Origin of the sequence: Acidocella sp., from assembly GCF_035535915.1 — a bacterium.
In the GTDB taxonomy this organism is placed as follows: Bacteria; Pseudomonadota; Alphaproteobacteria; order Acetobacterales; family Acetobacteraceae; genus Acidocella.
On record NZ_DATLPB010000073.1, the window covers coordinates 1 to 17,110 of the forward strand.

A 17,110-nucleotide genomic window follows, 5' to 3' on the forward strand; every position below is an offset into this window, starting at 1 on the left:
TATGTCTTCACCGAGCTGCCGCAGGGGCTCGTCGCAAGACCTGTCGACGGCTTTGATCCGCTCGACGTGCACCTTTTCATCCGGCGTGACGAGTCCAGGCCGTTGATTCTCGATTTTGCCGACTTGGCAACCGAGCAAGCGGCCCGGCTCGCGGCAGATGAAAACGGGAACAAAGTCAGCCGCGATTAGCGGCGCTTATCGTCGTCTCAAACGAAACGAATTGGCCGAGCCGGCTCCCATTGAGGAAAAAGGCGCATCTGCAATCTTTTCCCAGGGAACGACATGAAATCCTTCCTATGTGGGCTGACTGCCCTCGTACTCGGCACTCTTCTCGCCGCTGGCGCCGCCCAAGCTCAGGGCACGTCCAGCCTGACCATGAGCCAGATCGACCAGCTCCGTCAGGATGCGGCGCAAGGAACGGTCGGTTATCTCGGTCACCGCAAAGCCTTTGCTGACTTCATCAACGAACTTCATCAGCCCTTCGATGCGCGATCCGCCAAGATCGACGCCGATGGCGTTCCAGGGCTTTGGGTGTTCGCGAATCCAAGCGGGACAAGAAGCACGAATGTCATCCTCTACATCCACGGGGGTGGCTTCTACAGCGGGTCGAGTTGTACCCACCGCGTCCTCGGCGCAACGCTGGCCAAAGATAGCGGTGCCGACGTCTTCCTCATCGACTACCGGCCGATGCCGGAGGCCACATATCCCGCCCAAATCGATGATGCGCTTGCGGCCTATCGTTGGCTCCTGAGCCAAGGTTACGCTGCAGATCACATCGCTGTTGCTGGCGAATCCGTCGGCGGCAATCTGGTCCTGGAGCTCGCATTGCATCTACGCGAGCAGCATCAGCCCCTCCCATCATCATTGGTCGCCATGAGCCCGATCACCGATCTGACCGCATCGGGGCGATCAATGGTGACGAATGCGCACAGCGATCCACTGCTCACGCGCACTGGCCTGCTGGCGGTAAGCCACACCTATATGCCCGGAGGCAATCTCCGGAATCCGGACGCTTCACCGGCGTTCGCAAATCTCCACGGTCTTCCGCCGCTGATGCTGCAAGTCGCAGCAGGTGAAATCCTCCTCGACGATTCCGTGAACTTGGCACGCAAAGCGGCCGCAGCCGGCGTCGCGACCAAACTCGAAATCTGGCCCGGTATGACGCATCAATGGCAACTCTACCCGGAAGTGCTGCCTCAGGCCGCCGCAGCCCTGCAGCACGACGCCAGCTTCATCCGCGCCCATTTCGGCGGCCAGGCGGAGGACGAGCCGTGACAGCGCGTAGGGCCGACCTCTCCCCAAGACCAGATCAAGCGACGCATGCTACGTCAGTAAAACACGGCTACGCGTTCGGGTTTCTCGCTTCTCTCATTTGGGGCTGGTTCCTTGTGGCTTCGCGCTATGGCGTCGGGGAGGGCCTGACGGCGGCCGACATCGCTTTCCTGCGGTACGCAACGGCCGGATTGATCGTGCTGCCATGGCTGCTACGCAATACACCGCACCGGCTGGCTGGTGTCGGCTGGGTGAAGGCCGGTTGCATGGCCTTGTTCGCGGGACCCCCGTTCATTTTGCTGAGCGCGAGCGGCTATCTGTTCGCGCCGCTCGCCCATGCCGCGGTCGTGCAGCTCGGCGCACTGACGCTCTTCAATGTCTTGCTGGCGTCAATTGTGCTGAGGGAGCATCCGAGTGCGCCCCGGCTTTTCGGCTTGACCCTGGTCGTCGTGGGGCTAATCGTGGCGGCCGGGCCGGCGCTTTGGACCGGCAGCTCCCATGCTTGGATCGGCGACCTTCTATTCGGCTCGGCCGGGCTGTCCTGGGCAATTTTCACGGTCCTGCAACGCCAATGGGGCGTCCCCGCCTTCGCGGCGACCGCATCACTGTCGCTTGTTTCGGCGCTCATCTACGCTCCTGCCTACCTGCTGCTAACGCATGGCCGCATCTGGCACCTCCCATGGACGGTGCTTGCCGAGCAGGCGTTGGCCCAAGGGGTCTTTTCAGGCGTTATCGCCATTTATGCCTTCTCGCGTGCCGTTGCGGCGATCGGAGCAAGCCGCTCAGCGCTCTTTCCGGCAACCTCCCCCGGCGTGGCGATCCTATTGGGCATTCCGGTGACCGGAGAGATCCCCTCCTGCATGCAGGTCGCCGGTCTCCTGGTCCTGTCAGCAGGGCTCCTGATTCCCCTGGTTCTCGATGCACGCAAACGACATCTGATGTGCGGACGACCTGAAAGGTGATGAAACCCTACTTATTTTGTAGAGTGTCTAGGCAGTGCCTAGGCAAAACGGAGTGTTTTTCGAGTTAACCCCTTGAAAAGACTTAGTTTTGTACCCGTCCGTGGCAATATTTGAACTTCTTGCCCGAGCCGCAGGGGCACGGGGCGTTGCGCGGGGTCGCGGCCCACGTCTCGGGGCGCGCCGGGTCTACCTGGGCCGCCTGCAGATGCTGGTCGGACGCGGCCGCCCGCACCACCGGCTCGGCCAGCGCCAGCCCGCCCACCATGCCGCCCGGCGGGCTGTGGTTCTCCACCACCGGCTCCGGCGCCGGCGGCGGGGGCGGCGCCTCGCCGACCACCACATGCGCCAGCACATGCGTCACCCGCTGGCGCAGCTCGTCCAGCAGCCCGTTGAACAAGGCAAAGGCCTCGCGCTTGTACTCGTTCAGCGGGTCGCGCTGCCCGTAAGAGCGTAGGCCGATGCCCTGGCGGAGATAATCCAGCGCCAGCAGGTGCTCCTTCCAGACATGGTCCAGCGTCTGCAGCAGCACCGATTTCTCGATATAATTGTTGAGCTCCGGCCCGAATTGCGCCGCCTTGGCAGCAGACGCCGCCTCGGCCGCCGCGACGATCCGCTCGCGGATGCCGGTCTCGTCGATCCCTTCTTCCGCCGCCCAGTCGGCGATCGGCAGCTCCAGCCCCAGCAGGCGCTTGATATCCTCGGCCAGCTCCGCACTCTGCCACTGCTCGGCGAACGCCTTCTCGGGGATGCGCATCGCCACCGAGGTGGCGATCATGTCCTCGCGCATCTCCGCCACCACGCTGGAGACCGTGTCCGCGGCCATGAACTCGCGGCGCTGGGCATACACTTCCTTGCGCTGGTCGTTCATCACGTCGTCGTATTTCAACACGTTCTTGCGCATGTCGAAATTGCGCGTCTCGACCTTCTTCTGCGCCTTTTCCAGCGCCTTATTGATCCAGGGATGGACGATCGCCTCGCCCTCCTGAAGCCCTAAGCGCTGCAGCATGCCGCCCATCCGGCCGGAGCCGAAAATGCGCATCAAATCGTCTTCCAGCGACAGGAAGAAGCGCGACGCGCCCGGGTCGCCCTGGCGGCCGGAACGGCCGCGCAGCTGGTTGTCGATGCGCCGGCTCTCATGCCGCTCAGTGCCGATCACGAACAGCCCGCCCGCCGCCTTCACGGCGTCGTGGTTGGCGTCGATCTCGGCACGGATGCGTTCCGGATCGGCCTCCGGCTCCAGTTGCACCCGCATCTCGTAATTGCCGCCGAGCTTAATGTCGGTGCCACGGCCCGCCATGTTGGTGGCGATGGTGATCGCCCCCGGCGCGCCGGCCTGCGCGACGATTTTCGCCTCCTGCTCGTGGAAGCGCGCGTTCAGCACGCTGTGCTTGATTTTCTTCTTGTTCAGCAGCGCGGAGATGATCTCGCTCTTTTCGATGCTGGTGGTGCCCACCAGCACCGGCTGGCCGCGCTCCCGGCATTCCTCGATCAGCTTCGCCACCGCCTCGTATTTTTCCGCCGCGGTGCGGTAGACCTCATCGTCCTGGTCGGCGCGCGCCACCGGCACGTTGGTGGGAATGTCCACCACTTCGAGCTTGTAGATCTGCTCGAACTCGTCGGCCTCGGTCATCGCCGTGCCGGTCATGCCGGCGAGCTTGGGGAACAGGCGGAAATAATTCTGGAAGGTGATCGAGGCGAGCGTCTGGTTCTCGCGTTCCACCGTCACCTGCTCCTTGGCCTCCAGCGCCTGGTGCAGGCCGTCCGAATAGCGGCGGCCCTCCATCATGCGCCCGGTGAACTCGTCGATGATCACCACTTTGCCGTCGCGCACGATGTAATCGACGTCGCGCGTGTACAGCACCCGCGCCCGCAGGCTCTGCTGCACATGGTGCACCAGCGAGATGTTGAAAATATCGTACAGATTGCCTTCGGTGAGCAGCCCGGCCTCGCGCAGCATCTGCTCCACCGTCTCGGAGCCGAGATCGGTCAGGATCGCGGTGCGCGCCTTCTCGTCCTTGTCATAGAACTGGTTCGCCCCATCCTCGGCCCGGCCCCGCGCCACCAAGGCGGCCACCACGGAATCGACCTTGACATAAAGGTCGGTCGGCTCGTCGGACGGGCCGGAAATGATCAGCGGCGTGCGCGCCTCGTCGATCAGGATGCTGTCCACCTCGTCGACGATGGCGAAATTGAACGGCCGCTGGACCATGTCCTCCAGCCGGTATTTCATATTGTCGCGCAGATAGTCGAAGCCGAATTCGTTGTTCGTGCCGTAGGTGATGTCCGCCGCATAGGCGGCGCGGCGCTGCGGGTCATCCAACCCATGCACGATGATCCCGGTCGTCAGGCCGAGGAAGCCGTACAGCCGGCTCATCCACTCCGCGTCGCGCCTTGCCAGGTAGTCGTTCACCGTCACCACATGCACGCCCTTGCCCGTGAGCGCGTTGAGGTACACCGCCAGGGTCGCCACCAGGGTCTTGCCCTCGCCGGTCTTCATTTCCGCGATCCGGCCGGAATGCAGCACCATGCCGCCGATCATCTGCACGTCGAAATGGCGCATCCCCAGCGCCCGCTTGGCCGCCTCGCGCACCGTGGCGAAGGCTTCCTCGAGCAGATCGTCGAGCGTCTCACCTTCCTCCAGGCGGGCCTTGAATTTCGCGGTCTGGCCGCGTAGGGCCTCGTCGTCCAGCGCCGCCAATTCCGGCTCCCAGGCGGCAATCGCATTGACCTTGCGCCGAAAAGCTTTCAGGGCGCGGTCGTTACTGGTACCAAAAACGGCTCGGGCGAGGCTTGCGAACATTCTCTCTTCCTGGTGCAGCGGGCGGATACCGCGTACCTTACTATAAGTCGTCGTCTCCGGCTCACATAAGCGCCGCCCCCCGGGTGGTCAAACCCTTGCCCCGGTTCGACAGTTAGCTCATAGGATCGAAAAAACACAGGAAGGGTTCCCCCTCTATGCGTCGTACCACGCTTTCCGCTCTCGCCCTCGCCGCCGGCCTCATGGCCCCGGCGGCTTTTGCCGATGCCCCCGCCGCCGCTCCCGCCTCGACCGACCCGGTGGTGGCCACCGTCAACGGCATGCAAATCCATCTCAGCGACATCCAGAAAGCCGCGCAGGACGCGCCGCAGCAGCTGCAGCAGCTGCCGCCGAACCAGCTCTTCCCCCTGCTGCTCAACCAGGAGATCGACCGCGCCGCGCTGCTGGTGGCCGCGCACCAGGAAGACCTGGAAAAGCAACCGACCGTCGCCGCCGCCATGGCGCATGCCGCCAATGTCAGCCTGGAAAACGCCTATGTGCAGCAACATGTCACCAGCGCCGTGACCGACGCCGCCGTGCAGGCCGAATACAACAAAAATTATGCCGGCAAGCCGGGCCCTGAAGAGGTGGATGCCCGCCATATTCTGGTGAAGACCAAGGCCGAAGCCGAGGCGATCATCAACCAGCTCAACCATGGCGCCAATTTCGCCACCCTGGCGACCAAGGACAGCATCGATCCGGGCGCCAAGAATGGCGGCGAGCTCGGCTGGTTCACCAAGGACCAGATGGTTCCGGCTTTCGCCAATGCCGCCTTCGCACTGCAGCCCGGCCAGTACACCAAGACCCCCGTGCAATCGCAGTTCGGCTGGCATGTGATCCTGCTCGAAGGCCGCCGCGCCTCACCGGCCCCGACTCTCGCGGATGTGCAGGACCAGATCCGTCAGAACCTCGCCGACAACGCCATTCAGGCGACCCTGGCCGCGGCCCGTGCCAAAGTGAAAATCACCATCAACAACACGGCCGGTACGCCAAGCACGCCGGCCGCTCCGGCTAGCAATTAATGTCGAAGATACCCGTCTCTCCGCTGGCGCTGCCGCTCCCCGAACTTCTCCCGGTCGCCGGGGTGCGCCTTGCCACGGCTGAGGCGGGTATCCGCTATAAGGGCCGAACGGACGTGCTGCTGGCGGAATTCGCCGAAGGCACGACCGTCGCCGGCGTGTTTACGAAGAATCTCTGCCCCGGCGCACCTGTCACCTGGTGCCGTGAAGCCCTGCAGGGCGGCGGCGCCCGGGGCCTCGTCGTCAACGCCGGCAACGCCAATGTCTTCAACGGTCTGGCAGGCGTCCGCGCGGTGGAGGCCACGGCCCATGCCGCTGCTGCCACGCTCAAGACCACGCCCGGACAGATTTTCCTCTCCTCCACCGGCGTGATCGGCGAGCCCCTGCCGGCGCAGAAAATCGTCGCCGTGATGGACGAGCTGCACACCAAGCTCGCCGCGGACCGCCTCGCCGAGGCGGCGCGCGCGATCATGACCACCGACACCTTCCCCAAGGCCGCCACCCGTGTGGCGCGCCTGGGCGGCGTGGACGTGCGGATCACCGGCATCGCCAAGGGCAGCGGCATGATCGCACCGGACATGGCGACCATGCTGGCCTTCATTTTCACCGACGCCGCCATTCCAGCCGCCGCCTTGCAGGCGATGCTGAGCAAGGGCGTCGAGACCAGCTTCAACTGCATCACCATCGATTCCGACACCTCGACCTCGGACACGGTGCTTCTGTTCGCCACCGGCCAGGCCGGCAACGCCCCCACCGACGATCCCGGCCATCTCGCCGATTTCCGCCGCGCCTTGAACGAGGTGCTGCATGATCTGGCGATGATGGTGGTGCGCGACGGCGAAGGCGCGCAGAAATTCGTACAGATCACCGTCGAGGGCGCGGTCTCCCACGCCTCCGCGCGGCGCATCGCCATGGCCATCGCCAACTCCCCGCTGGTGAAAACCGCCATCGCCGGCGAGGATGCGAACTGGGGCCGCATCGTCATGGCCGTCGGCAAGGCCGGCGAGCCGGCGGACCGCGACAAGCTCGGCGTCGCCGTGGGCGGCACCTGGATGGCGCAGAATGGCGGCATCGTGCCCGGCTATGACGAAACCCCGGTGGTCGCACATATGAAGGGGCGGGAAATCGACATTCAGGTCGATATCGGCCTTGGCCACGGCCACGCCACGGTTTGGACCTGCGACCTCACGCATGGCTATATCGACATCAACGGGTCGTATCGTAGTTAAGCAAGCAGCCGCTTTTTGAAAAAAGCGGCGCAAAAACTTTTGTTATGCTGGGCCGGAGGCGTTGAACCGGCACGGGCCCAGTTTACAAAAAGTTTTTTGCTTCTTTTTTTCAAAAAAGAAGCGCTTCCTTTCTTAATCTCCGATCACACTCTTCAAATCTGCCGTGATTCCCTTGAAATCCGGGTTTGTGCCCTCCAGCCCGGCGATCAGGAATTGCGGCTTGCCCTGCGCGTCGAACACATACACCGCCGAGGAATGCGTCACCGCGTAGGTCGGCGTTTTCACCACCGAGAACTCTGCGCGGTAGCGCCTGGCCACGGCGTCGAGCTGGTCCTTCGTGCCGCGCAGCCCGATAATGTTCGGCCCGAACAGCGCGGCATAGTGGCTGAGCACCGAGGGCGTGTCGCGGTCGGGGTCGACGGTGACGAACAGCATCTGGAACTTTCCGCCCTCGGCGCCGAGGCGCTGCATGATCCGCGTAAAATTATACAGCGTCGCCGGGCACACATCCGGGCAATTCGTATAGCCGAAATAAAGTAGCGTTACCTTGCCCCGAAAATCCGCACCCGAGACCAGCCGGCCGGTCTGAACATCGGTCATCGACAATGCCAAGGGCGGCAGCATGCCGGCGATGTTCACATCCTGCACCGATGACAGGCGATGGTGACACGCCGTTAAAGCCAGGCAGGAGAGCAGAAACGCGCGCCGCAGCATGGTGCTTTTGTGCATCACCTGGCCTTGCCTGACAACGTGGTTACGCGGCCAGAACCAGCGCCGCCTCGGCCACCGCGTCCTTCAGCGCGCCCTCCCGGAACGGCGAGATCAGCCCGGCCTCCGCCACCAGCGTCTGGAACGGCGCCGCCCCGCCGCGCCCGCACAGCGCGACGTAATCCCGCAGCGCCTGCGTATAGTCGTGGCGCGACTTCACCCAGAACTGCAGCGCGCAACATTCGGCCAGCGTGTAATCGATATAATAGAACGGCATGCCGTAAATATGCAGTTGCGCCTGCCAGCGCGCGCCGCCGCCAAAATAGGCGATGTCGCCATAGTCCCGCCACGGCAGATAGATCGCTTCCAGGCGCTTCCACATCGCATGGCGTTCGGCCGGGCTCGCCTGCGGGTTGGCATAGATCTCGTGCTGGAAATGATCGACGCACACGCCGTAAGGCAGAAACGCGAGAGACTGGATCAGATGCATGCGCCGGTAACGTTCCGCCGCCGCCTCGCCCACCATCAACCCGATCTGCGGATAAGCAAGATGCTCGAGGCTCATCGAATGGATCTCGCAGGACTCGAAGGTCGGCCAGAGATAGTCGAAGCCGGCCAGGTTCCGGCTCTGGTACGCCTGGAACGCGTGGCCCATCTCATGGGTGAACACGTCGATATCGTGGTGCGTGCCATTGAAATTCGCGAAAATGAACGGCAGCCCCACGGTTGGGAACGAGGTGCAGAACCCGCCCGGCGCCTTGGCCGGCCGGTTGTCGAGATCGAGGAACCCGTTCTCGTTCATCATGCGATAAAATTCGGCGAGGCGCGCATCCATGGCGTCGAACATCTTTTGCGCGCTGGCGCGCATGAACGCCTCATCGCCCGCCGGTTCGACATTGCCTTTCGCGTCCGTCAGCGGCTCATCCCAGGCGTAGAGCCGGTCCCACCCGTGCTCCTGCCGCCGCGCCTCGAGAATTTTGCCCACCAGCGGCACCACGTGAGCGACGATTTCGGCGCGGTAGCGCGCCACGTCGGCCGCATCGTAATCCACCCGGCGCATCCGCCGGTAGCCGAGCTCGGTATAGGTCTCAAAGCCCAGCTTGCGCGCCATGCCGTGCCGCAATGTCACCAGATGATCATAAATCTCGTCGAAGGCGGTGGCGTTGGTCGCGAAAAATTCGGAACGCGCGGCCTCGGCGCGGTGGCGCACAGCGCGGTCCAGGCTTTGCAGGAAGGGCGCCAGGCCGGAGAGATTCACCGTCTGGCCCTCGATCTCGATCCGCGCCGAAGCCATCAGCGCGGTGTAGCGCGAATCAAGCTTCGCCTCGGCCTGCAGATCCTCCTCGATTTCCGGCGCGAAAGTGGTGATGTCGGTCTCCCACAGAAGCAGCGCGTGCGCGCCGGTAATGGCCGCCACCGCGGCGCGGTCAGGATGGGCGAGCAGGCGCCGCTTCAGCGCCACTTCATGATGCGTCGCGGTCGGCGCCAGTTCGTCGCGATATTCCTTCGCCGCCTTGGCCGCCTCGTCCGCCGTGTCCTGCTCGAAACGCAGATGGGTGAGCGCGCTCCAGCTTTCCACCTCGCGGCGCAAACGCTCCCAGGCGGCGATGACGCCGGCAAGATCGCCGGCATCGAGCAGCCGGTTGATGGCGGCATAGGCGCAGGCCAGGCTGTCCTTGCTGGGCGTTTCGGCTGTGATCTCGACAAACATCATGTCGGCTGTCCCCCCGCATTCGGCAACAAAACAAGAAAGAGGCCGCTTTTTTGTAAAAAAGCGGCGCAAAAAACTTCTGTTATGCTGGGCCGGTGGCGGTAAAACCAGCACGGGCCCAAAGTAAACAAAGTTTTTTTGCTACTTTTTGTTCACAAAAAGTAGTCCTTCCTACTCGGACACATCATCCGCCTCCAGCCCGAGCAGGCCGCTCGCCGTATCGGCCTCGACCATTTCCACCGTGCGCAGCACCCGCCCCATTGCCCGCGTGCGCACCCGCGCCTTCTCGATATTGCTCGACATCGCCGAGGCGTTGGCCGCGAGCTTGGCAAGCACATCGTCCATTTTCGTCATCTCCATGCGCGTCGCCCCCAGGAGCTTGCCGATCTCGCCGGCCCGCTTCTCGAGGTCGAGCGTGACATGGCCGAGATGAATGGTCTGCAGCAGCGCCGGCAACAAAGTCGGCCCGAGAATGATCACGCGCTCCCGCGCCCTGATGTCGTCGATCAGGTTCGGGATGCGCGCCACTTCGGCAAACAACCCGTCCGAGGGCAGGTACATCACGCCGAACTCCACCGTTTCCGGCGGGCAGATATATTTCTCGGCGATCTTCTTCGCCTCGAGCCGGATGCGCACAGCGATGCCGTCCCGCGCGGCGCGTTCGGCGTCGAGGTCGGCGGTCTCGGCCGCCAGCAACAGCCGGTCATAATCCTCGGTCGGGAATTTCGCGTCCACCGGCAGCCAGAGCAGCTGGCGCGAGGGCATGCGGATGGCGAAATCCACCCGCTCGCGCGCCCCGTCGCGCAGCGCGAAATTGCGCTCGAAGGCGCCGGGCGGCAGCACCTGCTCCAGCATCGCGCCGAGCTGCGCCTCGCCCCAGCCGCCGCGCGTCTTCACGTTGGAGAAAATCCGCTTGAGGTCGCCGATCTGCGCCGCGGCAGACTGCACTTCGCCCATGGCCTGCTGCACCTGCGCGAACTGCTCCAGCACGCGGGCGAAACTGGCGGTCATTTGCTGCTCGACCGCCTCGTGCAACTTCTCGTTCACCGAGGTCTGGATCGCGCCGAGCCGGGTCTCCAGCAGCCCCAGCGTCTTTTGTGCATCCTCGGCGGCCTGGCGGCGCAGCGCGTCCACCGTGCTCGCCACGCTCTGCGTCGCCGCACTCATCTGCGCGAAGGCGGCGGTCAGCGCCTCGGTCGTCCCCGCCTGGATCGCAGAGGTGAGCCGCCCCTCGGCCGCGGCCAGCGCGGCACGAATCCCATCGGCCTCAATCCGCGCCCCGTCCTGCAGTTTTTCCAGCATTTGCTGCAGTCTCAGCGGCGCCGCCTGCGTCGCCCGCCAGGCCAGCAGACTGGCCACCAGGGCGCCGAGCGCCAATAAGCCAACAACCAAAAGTAGAAAATCACCTTGCATGACGGGAGTTTAAAGCATGGTCGACCAAGATCAATCAGGTGCCGTGCTGGTTTCACCGCCACCGGCCCAGCATAAACAAAAGTTTTTGCGGCGCTTTTTTCAAAAAGCGCCAACTTTCTTTGTCAGCCCTGCTATCATCGGCGCAACAAACGGAGACCCAAATGCCCTCCAACAGCGCCGTTACGGTGATTGCCGTTCTCTTCCTCCTCGTCGGAACCGCCATCGCCTATTTCCTCGACCAGCCTTTCTTCGGCGGCGTCGTCATCGCCATCGGGGTGATTCTCGCCTTGACTCTGCGCACCGCCGCGGAATGGGAACGCGCCGTGGTGTTGCGCCTCGGCCGCTTTGCCGGCGTGCGCGGCCCGGGCCTGTATTTCCTTATTCCGGCGTTCGAGACCGTCTATACAGTGGTCGATACGCGCCGGCAGAGCACACGCATCTCCGCCGAGGACACGCTGACCTCCGATGCGGTTTCGGTCACGATCGATTCAATCCTGTTCTGGCGTGTCTCCGACGTGAAGCGCGCCGCGACCGAGCTGGCCGATTACCGGAGCATGGTTGCGCAGATCGCCCAGACCTCATTGCGCGAAGTGATCAGCGCCACCACGCTGAACGACATCCTCGCCAACCGCGAAGCAATGGATGAGAAGCTGAAATTCTACATCCTGAAAAAGACCGAAGGCTGGGGCATCGGCGACATCACGGTGGAAATCCGCGACGTGAAAATCCCCCGCGAGCTGAACGACGCGATGAGCCGCAATGCCCAGGCGGAAAAGGAAAAGCAGGCCCGCGTCACCCTGGCCAGCGCGGAAGTTGCGATCGCGCAGCAAATCGCCGACGCCTCGCATATCTACGCCAACAATCCGGTGGCGCTGCAAATCCGGCAAATGGGCCTGATCTACGATATGAACAAGGATCGCGGCGTCACCATCCTGGTGCCGACCGGCATGGCCAACGCGCTCGGCGCCGGCATCGCCCTCAACGTCAACAACCCGGACTTTCCGCCCCCCACACCACCGGTCTCGCCGTTTATCCCGCCGTCAGGGTCTGTTCCTCAGGCGTAAGGAGAAGAAAGAAAGGAGCCGCTTTTTGAAAAAAGCGGCTCCAAAAACTTTTGTTTGCGCTGGGCCTGAGGTGCTGAAACCGCATGGGCCCAAAGTAAGCACTCACTGTGTTTCGGTGTGACAATCGGTGCCGCTCTGATCGGTGCAGGTGACGGTCGAGCCCGGCGGCACCACCACCGTCGTGTGCTGCGGCGGCGAGCCGCCTCCCAGCACGATGCAGCCGCTCAACGCACAAAGGGCCGCAAAACAAAACAATACCCGCATGTTCATCTCCTCCTCTGCTCAAGAGGTAAGGAGAACGACGCCGGAAACGAACTCATTTTGCGGAAGATTCATGTCCGCGTAAGCCGTTACGCGATCAGGAGAAGGCGTAAGCGTCCGTGCGCCACCCGCCTGTCTCGGTGGAGTGATGCAGCCGCGTCGCGGCAAACGCCATGCCCGCGCCGCCCAGGGCGACATAGAGCGGCAGCAGATGTTCCTCGGTCGGATGCTCTTCGAGGGCATAGGGCGCAAGCCGCCGGTAGGCCATCAGCGCCTTGAGGTCCAGCGCCACGATCTTCTCATCCATCCAGGCCGCAAAAGCCGCGCTTGCGGCGATGTCCACCGGTTCCTGCTCCTGCCCATGCAGGCGAAACCGCCGCGTGTCATGAACGAAACTGCCGGAACCGACGATCAGCACGCCCTCGTCACGCAGCTCGGACAAAGCGGCGCCGAGCGCCAGGTGGTGCCGGGGCCCGCGATGCGGTTGCAAGGATAATTGCAGCACCGGGATATTGGCCTCCGGGAAGGCCAGCAGCAACGGCAGCCAGACCCCCTGGTCCAGCCCCCGCCCGCGGTCGATGCCGCAGGAAAAGCCTGCTTGCGCCAAATGGTCGGACAATTTGGCCGCCAGCTCCGCCGCGCCGGGCGCATTGTAATGCAGGCCATAAAGCGCCGCCGGGAAACCGCTGGCGTCGGGCTCGACCTGATTGTCGGGCGGGGCGCACAACATCGGCAGATCCGTTTCCCAATGCGCGGAAACCATCAGCACCGCACGCGGGCGCGGAAAGAACGCACCGAGCGATTCCAGGAAATAGCGCGCGGGACCTTCCTGCAAAGCCGCCATCGGTGAACCATGGCTGATATAGACGGTGGGCAGCACCGCCCGATTGTGGCCTGCGGGCACCGGATGCGCAAGCATCTTCCGAAATCAATCATGCCTGGGAAAAGGAAGACTGCTTTTTGTGAATAAAAAAGTAGCAAAAAAACTTTATGACTCTGGGCCATGGGCGTCGTCCCTGACAAAGCCCATGGCCCAGCATAACAAAAATTTTTGCGCCGCTTTTTTTAAAAAGCGGCTGCTTCCTTTTAATCGCCGCGCTGCGCCAGGCGGAACGGATCCGCCGGATAGGTCCCGAGAAGCTTGATTTCAGTGGAAAAAAATTCCAGTTCCTCCAGCGCCAGCCGCAACTTCCGCTCTTCTGGATGCCCTTCAACTTCAGCTAGAAATTGTGTCGCGGTGAAGGTGCCGTTGACCATATAGCTTTCCAGCTTGGTCATGTTCACGCCATTGGTCGCGAACCCGCCCAATGCCTTGTACAAGGCCGCCGGCACGTTGCGGACACGGAAAAGAAACGTCGTCATCAGATGCGGCGTGCCCGGCGCCGGCACCACCGGGTTCTTCGCCATCACATAAAAGCGCGTGGTGTTATGCGCTTCGTCCTCGACGTTGCGGCGCAGAATCTGCAGCCCGTGCAGTTCCGCCGCCAGCGACGAAGCCACCGCCGCGTCGCCGATATCGTTCAATTTCGCGACGATCTCGGCCGAACCCGCGGTGTCGTATTCCACCACGGGCGTCGCCCCCAGCTCGCGGAGCAGGTTGCGCACCTGGCCCAGCGCCACAGGGTGCGAATGAATGCGCTTGATGGTGGCGAGACTCGCCCCCGGCGGCGCCAGCAGGCAATGCTCCACGCGCAAAAACTTCTCGGCGATGATCGAGAGGCCGCTTTTGGGCAGCAAGGCATGCATGTCCGGCACGCGCCCGGCCAAGGAATTCTCCGGCGGCAGCATGGCGAGCGCCGCGCGCCCCTCATGCACCGCGGCAATCGCCGCCTCGAAACTCTCGCAGGGCAGCGTGGTCATGGTGGGAAACGCCTTGCGGCAGGCGAGATCTGAATAGGCGCCGGGCTGGCCCTGAAAGGCGATGCTGGTCATACTCTTGCTTCCAAAATTTTCTGGGCCTGGGCAAGGTCTTCCGGCGTATCCACCCCGAATGGCGCCACCGAAACGCGCGCCGCGCCGATGCGCATGCCCGCCTCGAGCGCCCGCAACTGCTCGAGTTTCTCCCGCTGTTCCAGCGCTGAAGGCGGCAAGGACACGAACCGCGCCAGCGCCGCGCGGCGATAGGCGTAGATGCCGATATGGTGCCAGAGCGGCCCCTCGCCGGAGGGCACGGGGCTGCGCGAAAAATACAGTGCCGGCGCCACCTCCCGGCCCTCGGCGAAAGCGCACACGCATTTCACCACAGACGGCGCCGCCGCCTCCGCCGGGCTGGTGATCGGCGCCACCAGGGTCGCGATGTCACACTGCGGATCCGCCAAAGGCTGCAGCACGGCGCGCAGATAGGCCGGATCGATGCTCGGCAGGTCGCCTTGCAGGTTGATCACGATGTCAAACCGCGCCGCCGGGTCCAAAACTTGCAACGCGGCGCAGATCCGGTCGGAGCCGGAGGGCAGAGCCGGGTCGGTCATCACCGCCTCGCCGCCCGCCGCCCGCACCGCCTCGGCGATTTCCGGCTCGCCGCAGGCCACCGCCACCGGCCCCAGCCCCGCCTCGCGGGCCCGCTGCAGCACGTGCGCAATCATCGGTTTTCCGGCAATATCGGCCAGCACCTTGTTCGGCAAACGAGTCGAACCCAGGCGGGCGGGGATCAGAATAATCGGCGTCACTTAATGTCCCAATTCGCGGCTGCTTGTCGCCCCTGCCTAATTCGCGATAGGATTCAGCGCAAATCCATAAATAAAACCGGGGGAAAAAACGGATGAGCGGAAAAGGTCGGGATCGTCTGCTCGGCAACAAGATCGCCGCGGCATTGCTCACCGCGGGGCTGGTCTTCTGGGGGGCAAACCGCATCGCCAGCGTCCTGGTTCCGGAAGAGGCGCCCAAGACCCCTGCGATCAAGCTCGCCGGCCTGCCGGCGCTCGGCGTTTCCACCCCGCAAGCCACGCCGGCCACGGCGCCCCCGTCAGGTCCCGCGTCCGTGCTTCCGCTGCTGGGCCATGCCGATGTGGCGAAAGGCCAGGCCTTCGTCCAGGAGCAATGCGCGGCCTGCCATACCCTGAACAATGGCGGCGCCAACGGCGTGGGCCCGAACCTTTATGGCGTGCTCGGCGGCCCGATGTTCGCCAAGGCCGGGTTCTCTTTCTCCAGCGCGGCCAAGGCCAAAGCCAAGGGCGACTGGGACTATGCGAAAATGAATGACTGGCTGACGGACCCGGCCGCTTATGTCCCCGGCACGGCGATGCCTTATGCCGGGATCAAGAACACCGAGACCCGCGCCGATGTGATCGCCTATCTGCGCACGCTGGCCGCGACGCCGCTGCCCTTGCCAAGTGCGGCGCAAGTGCAGGCCGCCAGTGCCACCGCGCCCGCGCCGGCCGCAGGCGGCGCCCCGCCCTCCGGCATCGCCCCGTTCTTTGCCCATGTCGATCTCGCCAAGGGCCAGGCGCTGGTGCAGGAGCAATGCTCCGCCTGCCACAGCCTCAACCAAGGCGGGGCCACGATTGTCGGCCCCAATCTGTATGGCATCGTCGGCGCCAAGATGTTCGCCCATCCCGGCTTCAACTATTCCGCCGCCGTCAAAGCCAAGGAAGGCGGCACCTGGACCGCGCAGGAGATGAGCGACTGGCTGAAGAACCCGATGGGCTTTGCACCCGGCACCATGATGGCCTATCCGGGCATCAAGAACGACCAGACGAGGGCCGATGTGATCGCTTACCTGAACAAGAACTCCGCCTCCCCGATCAAACTCCCCAGCCCATGAGCGGCGCCTGGCTTGAGGGAGTCGCCGCCGCCCTGGATGAAGCCGGCGCGGTGATCCGCCCCTATTTCCGCGCCGGCGTGGCCACCGAGCAGAAATCCGACGAGAGCCCGGTCACCATCGCCGACCGCCTGGCCGAGGAAACACTGCGCAAAATCCTCGCCGCGCGCTTCCCCGATGACGGCATCCTCGGCGAGGAACTACCGCCGCACAACGAAGGCGCGCGCCGCGTCTGGGTGATCGACCCGATCGACGGCACCCGCGCCTTCATCACCGGCCGGCCGAGTTTTTGCACCCTGGTCGGGCTGCTCGAAGACGGCGTGCCGGTATTCGGCGCCATCGACCAGCCGGTGACCGGCGAACGCTGGCTCGGCAGCAGCTTCATCTCCCGCTTCACCGGCCCGTTCGGCGGCAAAATGGGCACGCGCGCCATCACTGATATCGGGCAGGCGGAACTTTCCTCCACCTCGCCGGAAATGTTCGGCCCCCATCTGCCGCGCATCGACCGGCTGAAATCCCTGTGCCGGCGCATCTACTGGGGCGGCGACGCCTATGGCTACGGGCTGCTGGCGCTGGGGCAGATCGACATTGTCGTCGAATGCAATCTCAAACCCTGGGACTGGGCCGCCATCGCCCCGGTGGTCGAAGCTGCCGGCGGCGTGATCACCGACTGGTCCGGCGCCAAGCTCCGCCTGGGCTGCGACGGCTCGGTGCTGGCGGCCGCCACGCCGGCGTTGCACACGGCCGCGCTCGCGGCGCTAAGTTAAAAGAAAGCAGGCGCTTTTTGAAAAAAGCGCCGCAAAAACTTTTACGATGCTGGGCCAGGGGCGTTGTCGCCGACGAAGCCCATGGCCCAGCATAACAAAGTTTTTTTGCTTCTTTTTGTTCACAAAAAGAAGCGCTTACTTCCCTACTTT

16 protein-coding genes are annotated in these 17,110 nt (G+C 63.8%); 8 read left to right on the forward strand and 8 right to left on the reverse strand.

The features are described 5' to 3' along the window. From VNC39_RS08710 to VNC39_RS08720, 3 genes are all read left to right on the forward strand, one after another. Positions 1-189: hypothetical protein (locus tag VNC39_RS08710; RefSeq protein WP_325398228.1), on the forward strand; the 189-nt coding region annotated here is incomplete at its 5' end. Positions 190-282: 93 nt separating this feature from the next. After that, entirely contained in the window at positions 283-1,275 is a 993-nt protein-coding gene (locus VNC39_RS08715; RefSeq protein ID WP_325398230.1) for an alpha/beta hydrolase, read from the forward strand. After that, complete coding sequence (locus VNC39_RS08720) at positions 1,272-2,234, forward strand: DMT family transporter (RefSeq protein WP_325398232.1); 963 nt, start codon at positions 1,272-1,274, stop codon at positions 2,232-2,234. The genes VNC39_RS08715 and VNC39_RS08720 overlap by 4 nt, the downstream gene beginning before the upstream one ends. 82 nt (positions 2,235-2,316) lie before the next feature. On the opposite strand, the gene secA is transcribed toward VNC39_RS08720, so the two are convergent. Further along, entirely contained in the window at positions 2,317-5,034 is a 2,718-nt protein-coding gene (gene secA, locus VNC39_RS08725) for a preprotein translocase subunit SecA (protein ID WP_325398234.1), read from the reverse strand. A gap of 155 nt (positions 5,035-5,189) precedes the next feature. Here secA and VNC39_RS08730 point away from each other — a divergent pair, with 155 nt between their 5' ends. Further along, positions 5,190-6,053: a peptidylprolyl isomerase gene (locus VNC39_RS08730; protein WP_325398236.1), complete on the forward strand. Its 864-nt coding sequence runs from the start codon at positions 5,190-5,192 to the stop codon at positions 6,051-6,053. Beyond that, positions 6,053-7,279, forward strand: a complete 1,227-nt coding sequence (gene argJ / locus VNC39_RS08735; protein WP_325398238.1) for a bifunctional glutamate N-acetyltransferase/amino-acid acetyltransferase ArgJ — start codon at positions 6,053-6,055, stop codon at positions 7,277-7,279. The genes VNC39_RS08730 and argJ overlap by 1 nt, the downstream gene beginning before the upstream one ends. A 132-nt stretch (positions 7,280-7,411) precedes the next feature. On the opposite strand, the gene VNC39_RS08740 is transcribed toward argJ, so the two are convergent. The 3 genes from VNC39_RS08740 to VNC39_RS08750 form a co-directional block, all read right to left on the reverse strand. Further along, positions 7,412-8,008, reverse strand: a complete 597-nt coding sequence (locus VNC39_RS08740; RefSeq protein ID WP_325398240.1) for an SCO family protein — start codon at positions 8,006-8,008, stop codon at positions 7,412-7,414. Between the two features lie 25 nt (positions 8,009-8,033). After that, complete coding sequence (locus VNC39_RS08745; protein ID WP_325398242.1) at positions 8,034-9,701, reverse strand: M3 family oligoendopeptidase; 1,668 nt, start codon at positions 9,699-9,701, stop codon at positions 8,034-8,036. Positions 9,702-9,869: 168 nt separating this feature from the next. Next, on the reverse strand, positions 9,870-11,057 hold the full coding sequence (locus VNC39_RS08750) for a DNA recombination protein RmuC (protein WP_325398244.1): 1,188 nt from the start codon (positions 11,055-11,057) through the stop codon (positions 9,870-9,872). Positions 11,058-11,272: 215 nt separating this feature from the next. On the opposite strand from VNC39_RS08750, the gene VNC39_RS08755 reads away from it, so the two are divergent. After that, positions 11,273-12,175 carry an SPFH domain-containing protein gene (locus VNC39_RS08755; RefSeq protein ID WP_325398246.1) on the forward strand — a complete coding sequence of 301 codons (903 nt, stop codon included), beginning with the start codon at positions 11,273-11,275 and terminating at the stop codon, positions 12,173-12,175. Between the two features lie 102 nt (positions 12,176-12,277). On the opposite strand, the gene VNC39_RS08760 is transcribed toward VNC39_RS08755, so the two are convergent. From VNC39_RS08760 to VNC39_RS08775, 4 genes are all read right to left on the reverse strand, one after another. After that, positions 12,278-12,439 carry a hypothetical protein gene (locus VNC39_RS08760; protein ID WP_325398248.1) on the reverse strand — a complete coding sequence of 54 codons (162 nt, stop codon included), beginning with the start codon at positions 12,437-12,439 and terminating at the stop codon, positions 12,278-12,280. 94 nt (positions 12,440-12,533) lie between these two features. Then, positions 12,534-13,355 (reverse strand): DODA-type extradiol aromatic ring-opening family dioxygenase, encoded by an 822-nt coding sequence (locus VNC39_RS08765; protein ID WP_325398250.1) that lies wholly within the window; start codon positions 13,353-13,355, stop codon positions 12,534-12,536. Positions 13,356-13,522: 167 nt separating this feature from the next. Continuing rightward, positions 13,523-14,368 (reverse strand): prephenate dehydratase, encoded by an 846-nt coding sequence (locus VNC39_RS08770; protein WP_325398252.1) that lies wholly within the window; start codon positions 14,366-14,368, stop codon positions 13,523-13,525. Next, positions 14,365-15,102 (reverse strand): 3-deoxy-manno-octulosonate cytidylyltransferase, encoded by a 738-nt coding sequence (locus VNC39_RS08775; RefSeq protein ID WP_325398254.1) that lies wholly within the window; start codon positions 15,100-15,102, stop codon positions 14,365-14,367. The genes VNC39_RS08770 and VNC39_RS08775 overlap by 4 nt, the downstream gene beginning before the upstream one ends. Before the next feature lie 92 nt (positions 15,103-15,194). Between VNC39_RS08775 and VNC39_RS08780 the strand changes: the two genes are divergently transcribed. Further along, positions 15,195-16,196: a c-type cytochrome gene (locus VNC39_RS08780; RefSeq protein ID WP_325398255.1), complete on the forward strand. Its 1,002-nt coding sequence runs from the start codon at positions 15,195-15,197 to the stop codon at positions 16,194-16,196. Next, positions 16,193-16,960: an inositol monophosphatase family protein gene (locus VNC39_RS08785; RefSeq protein WP_325398257.1), complete on the forward strand. Its 768-nt coding sequence runs from the start codon at positions 16,193-16,195 to the stop codon at positions 16,958-16,960. Before VNC39_RS08780 ends, VNC39_RS08785 begins: the two co-directional genes overlap by 4 nt. The last annotated feature ends 150 nt before the right edge of the window (positions 16,961-17,110 follow it).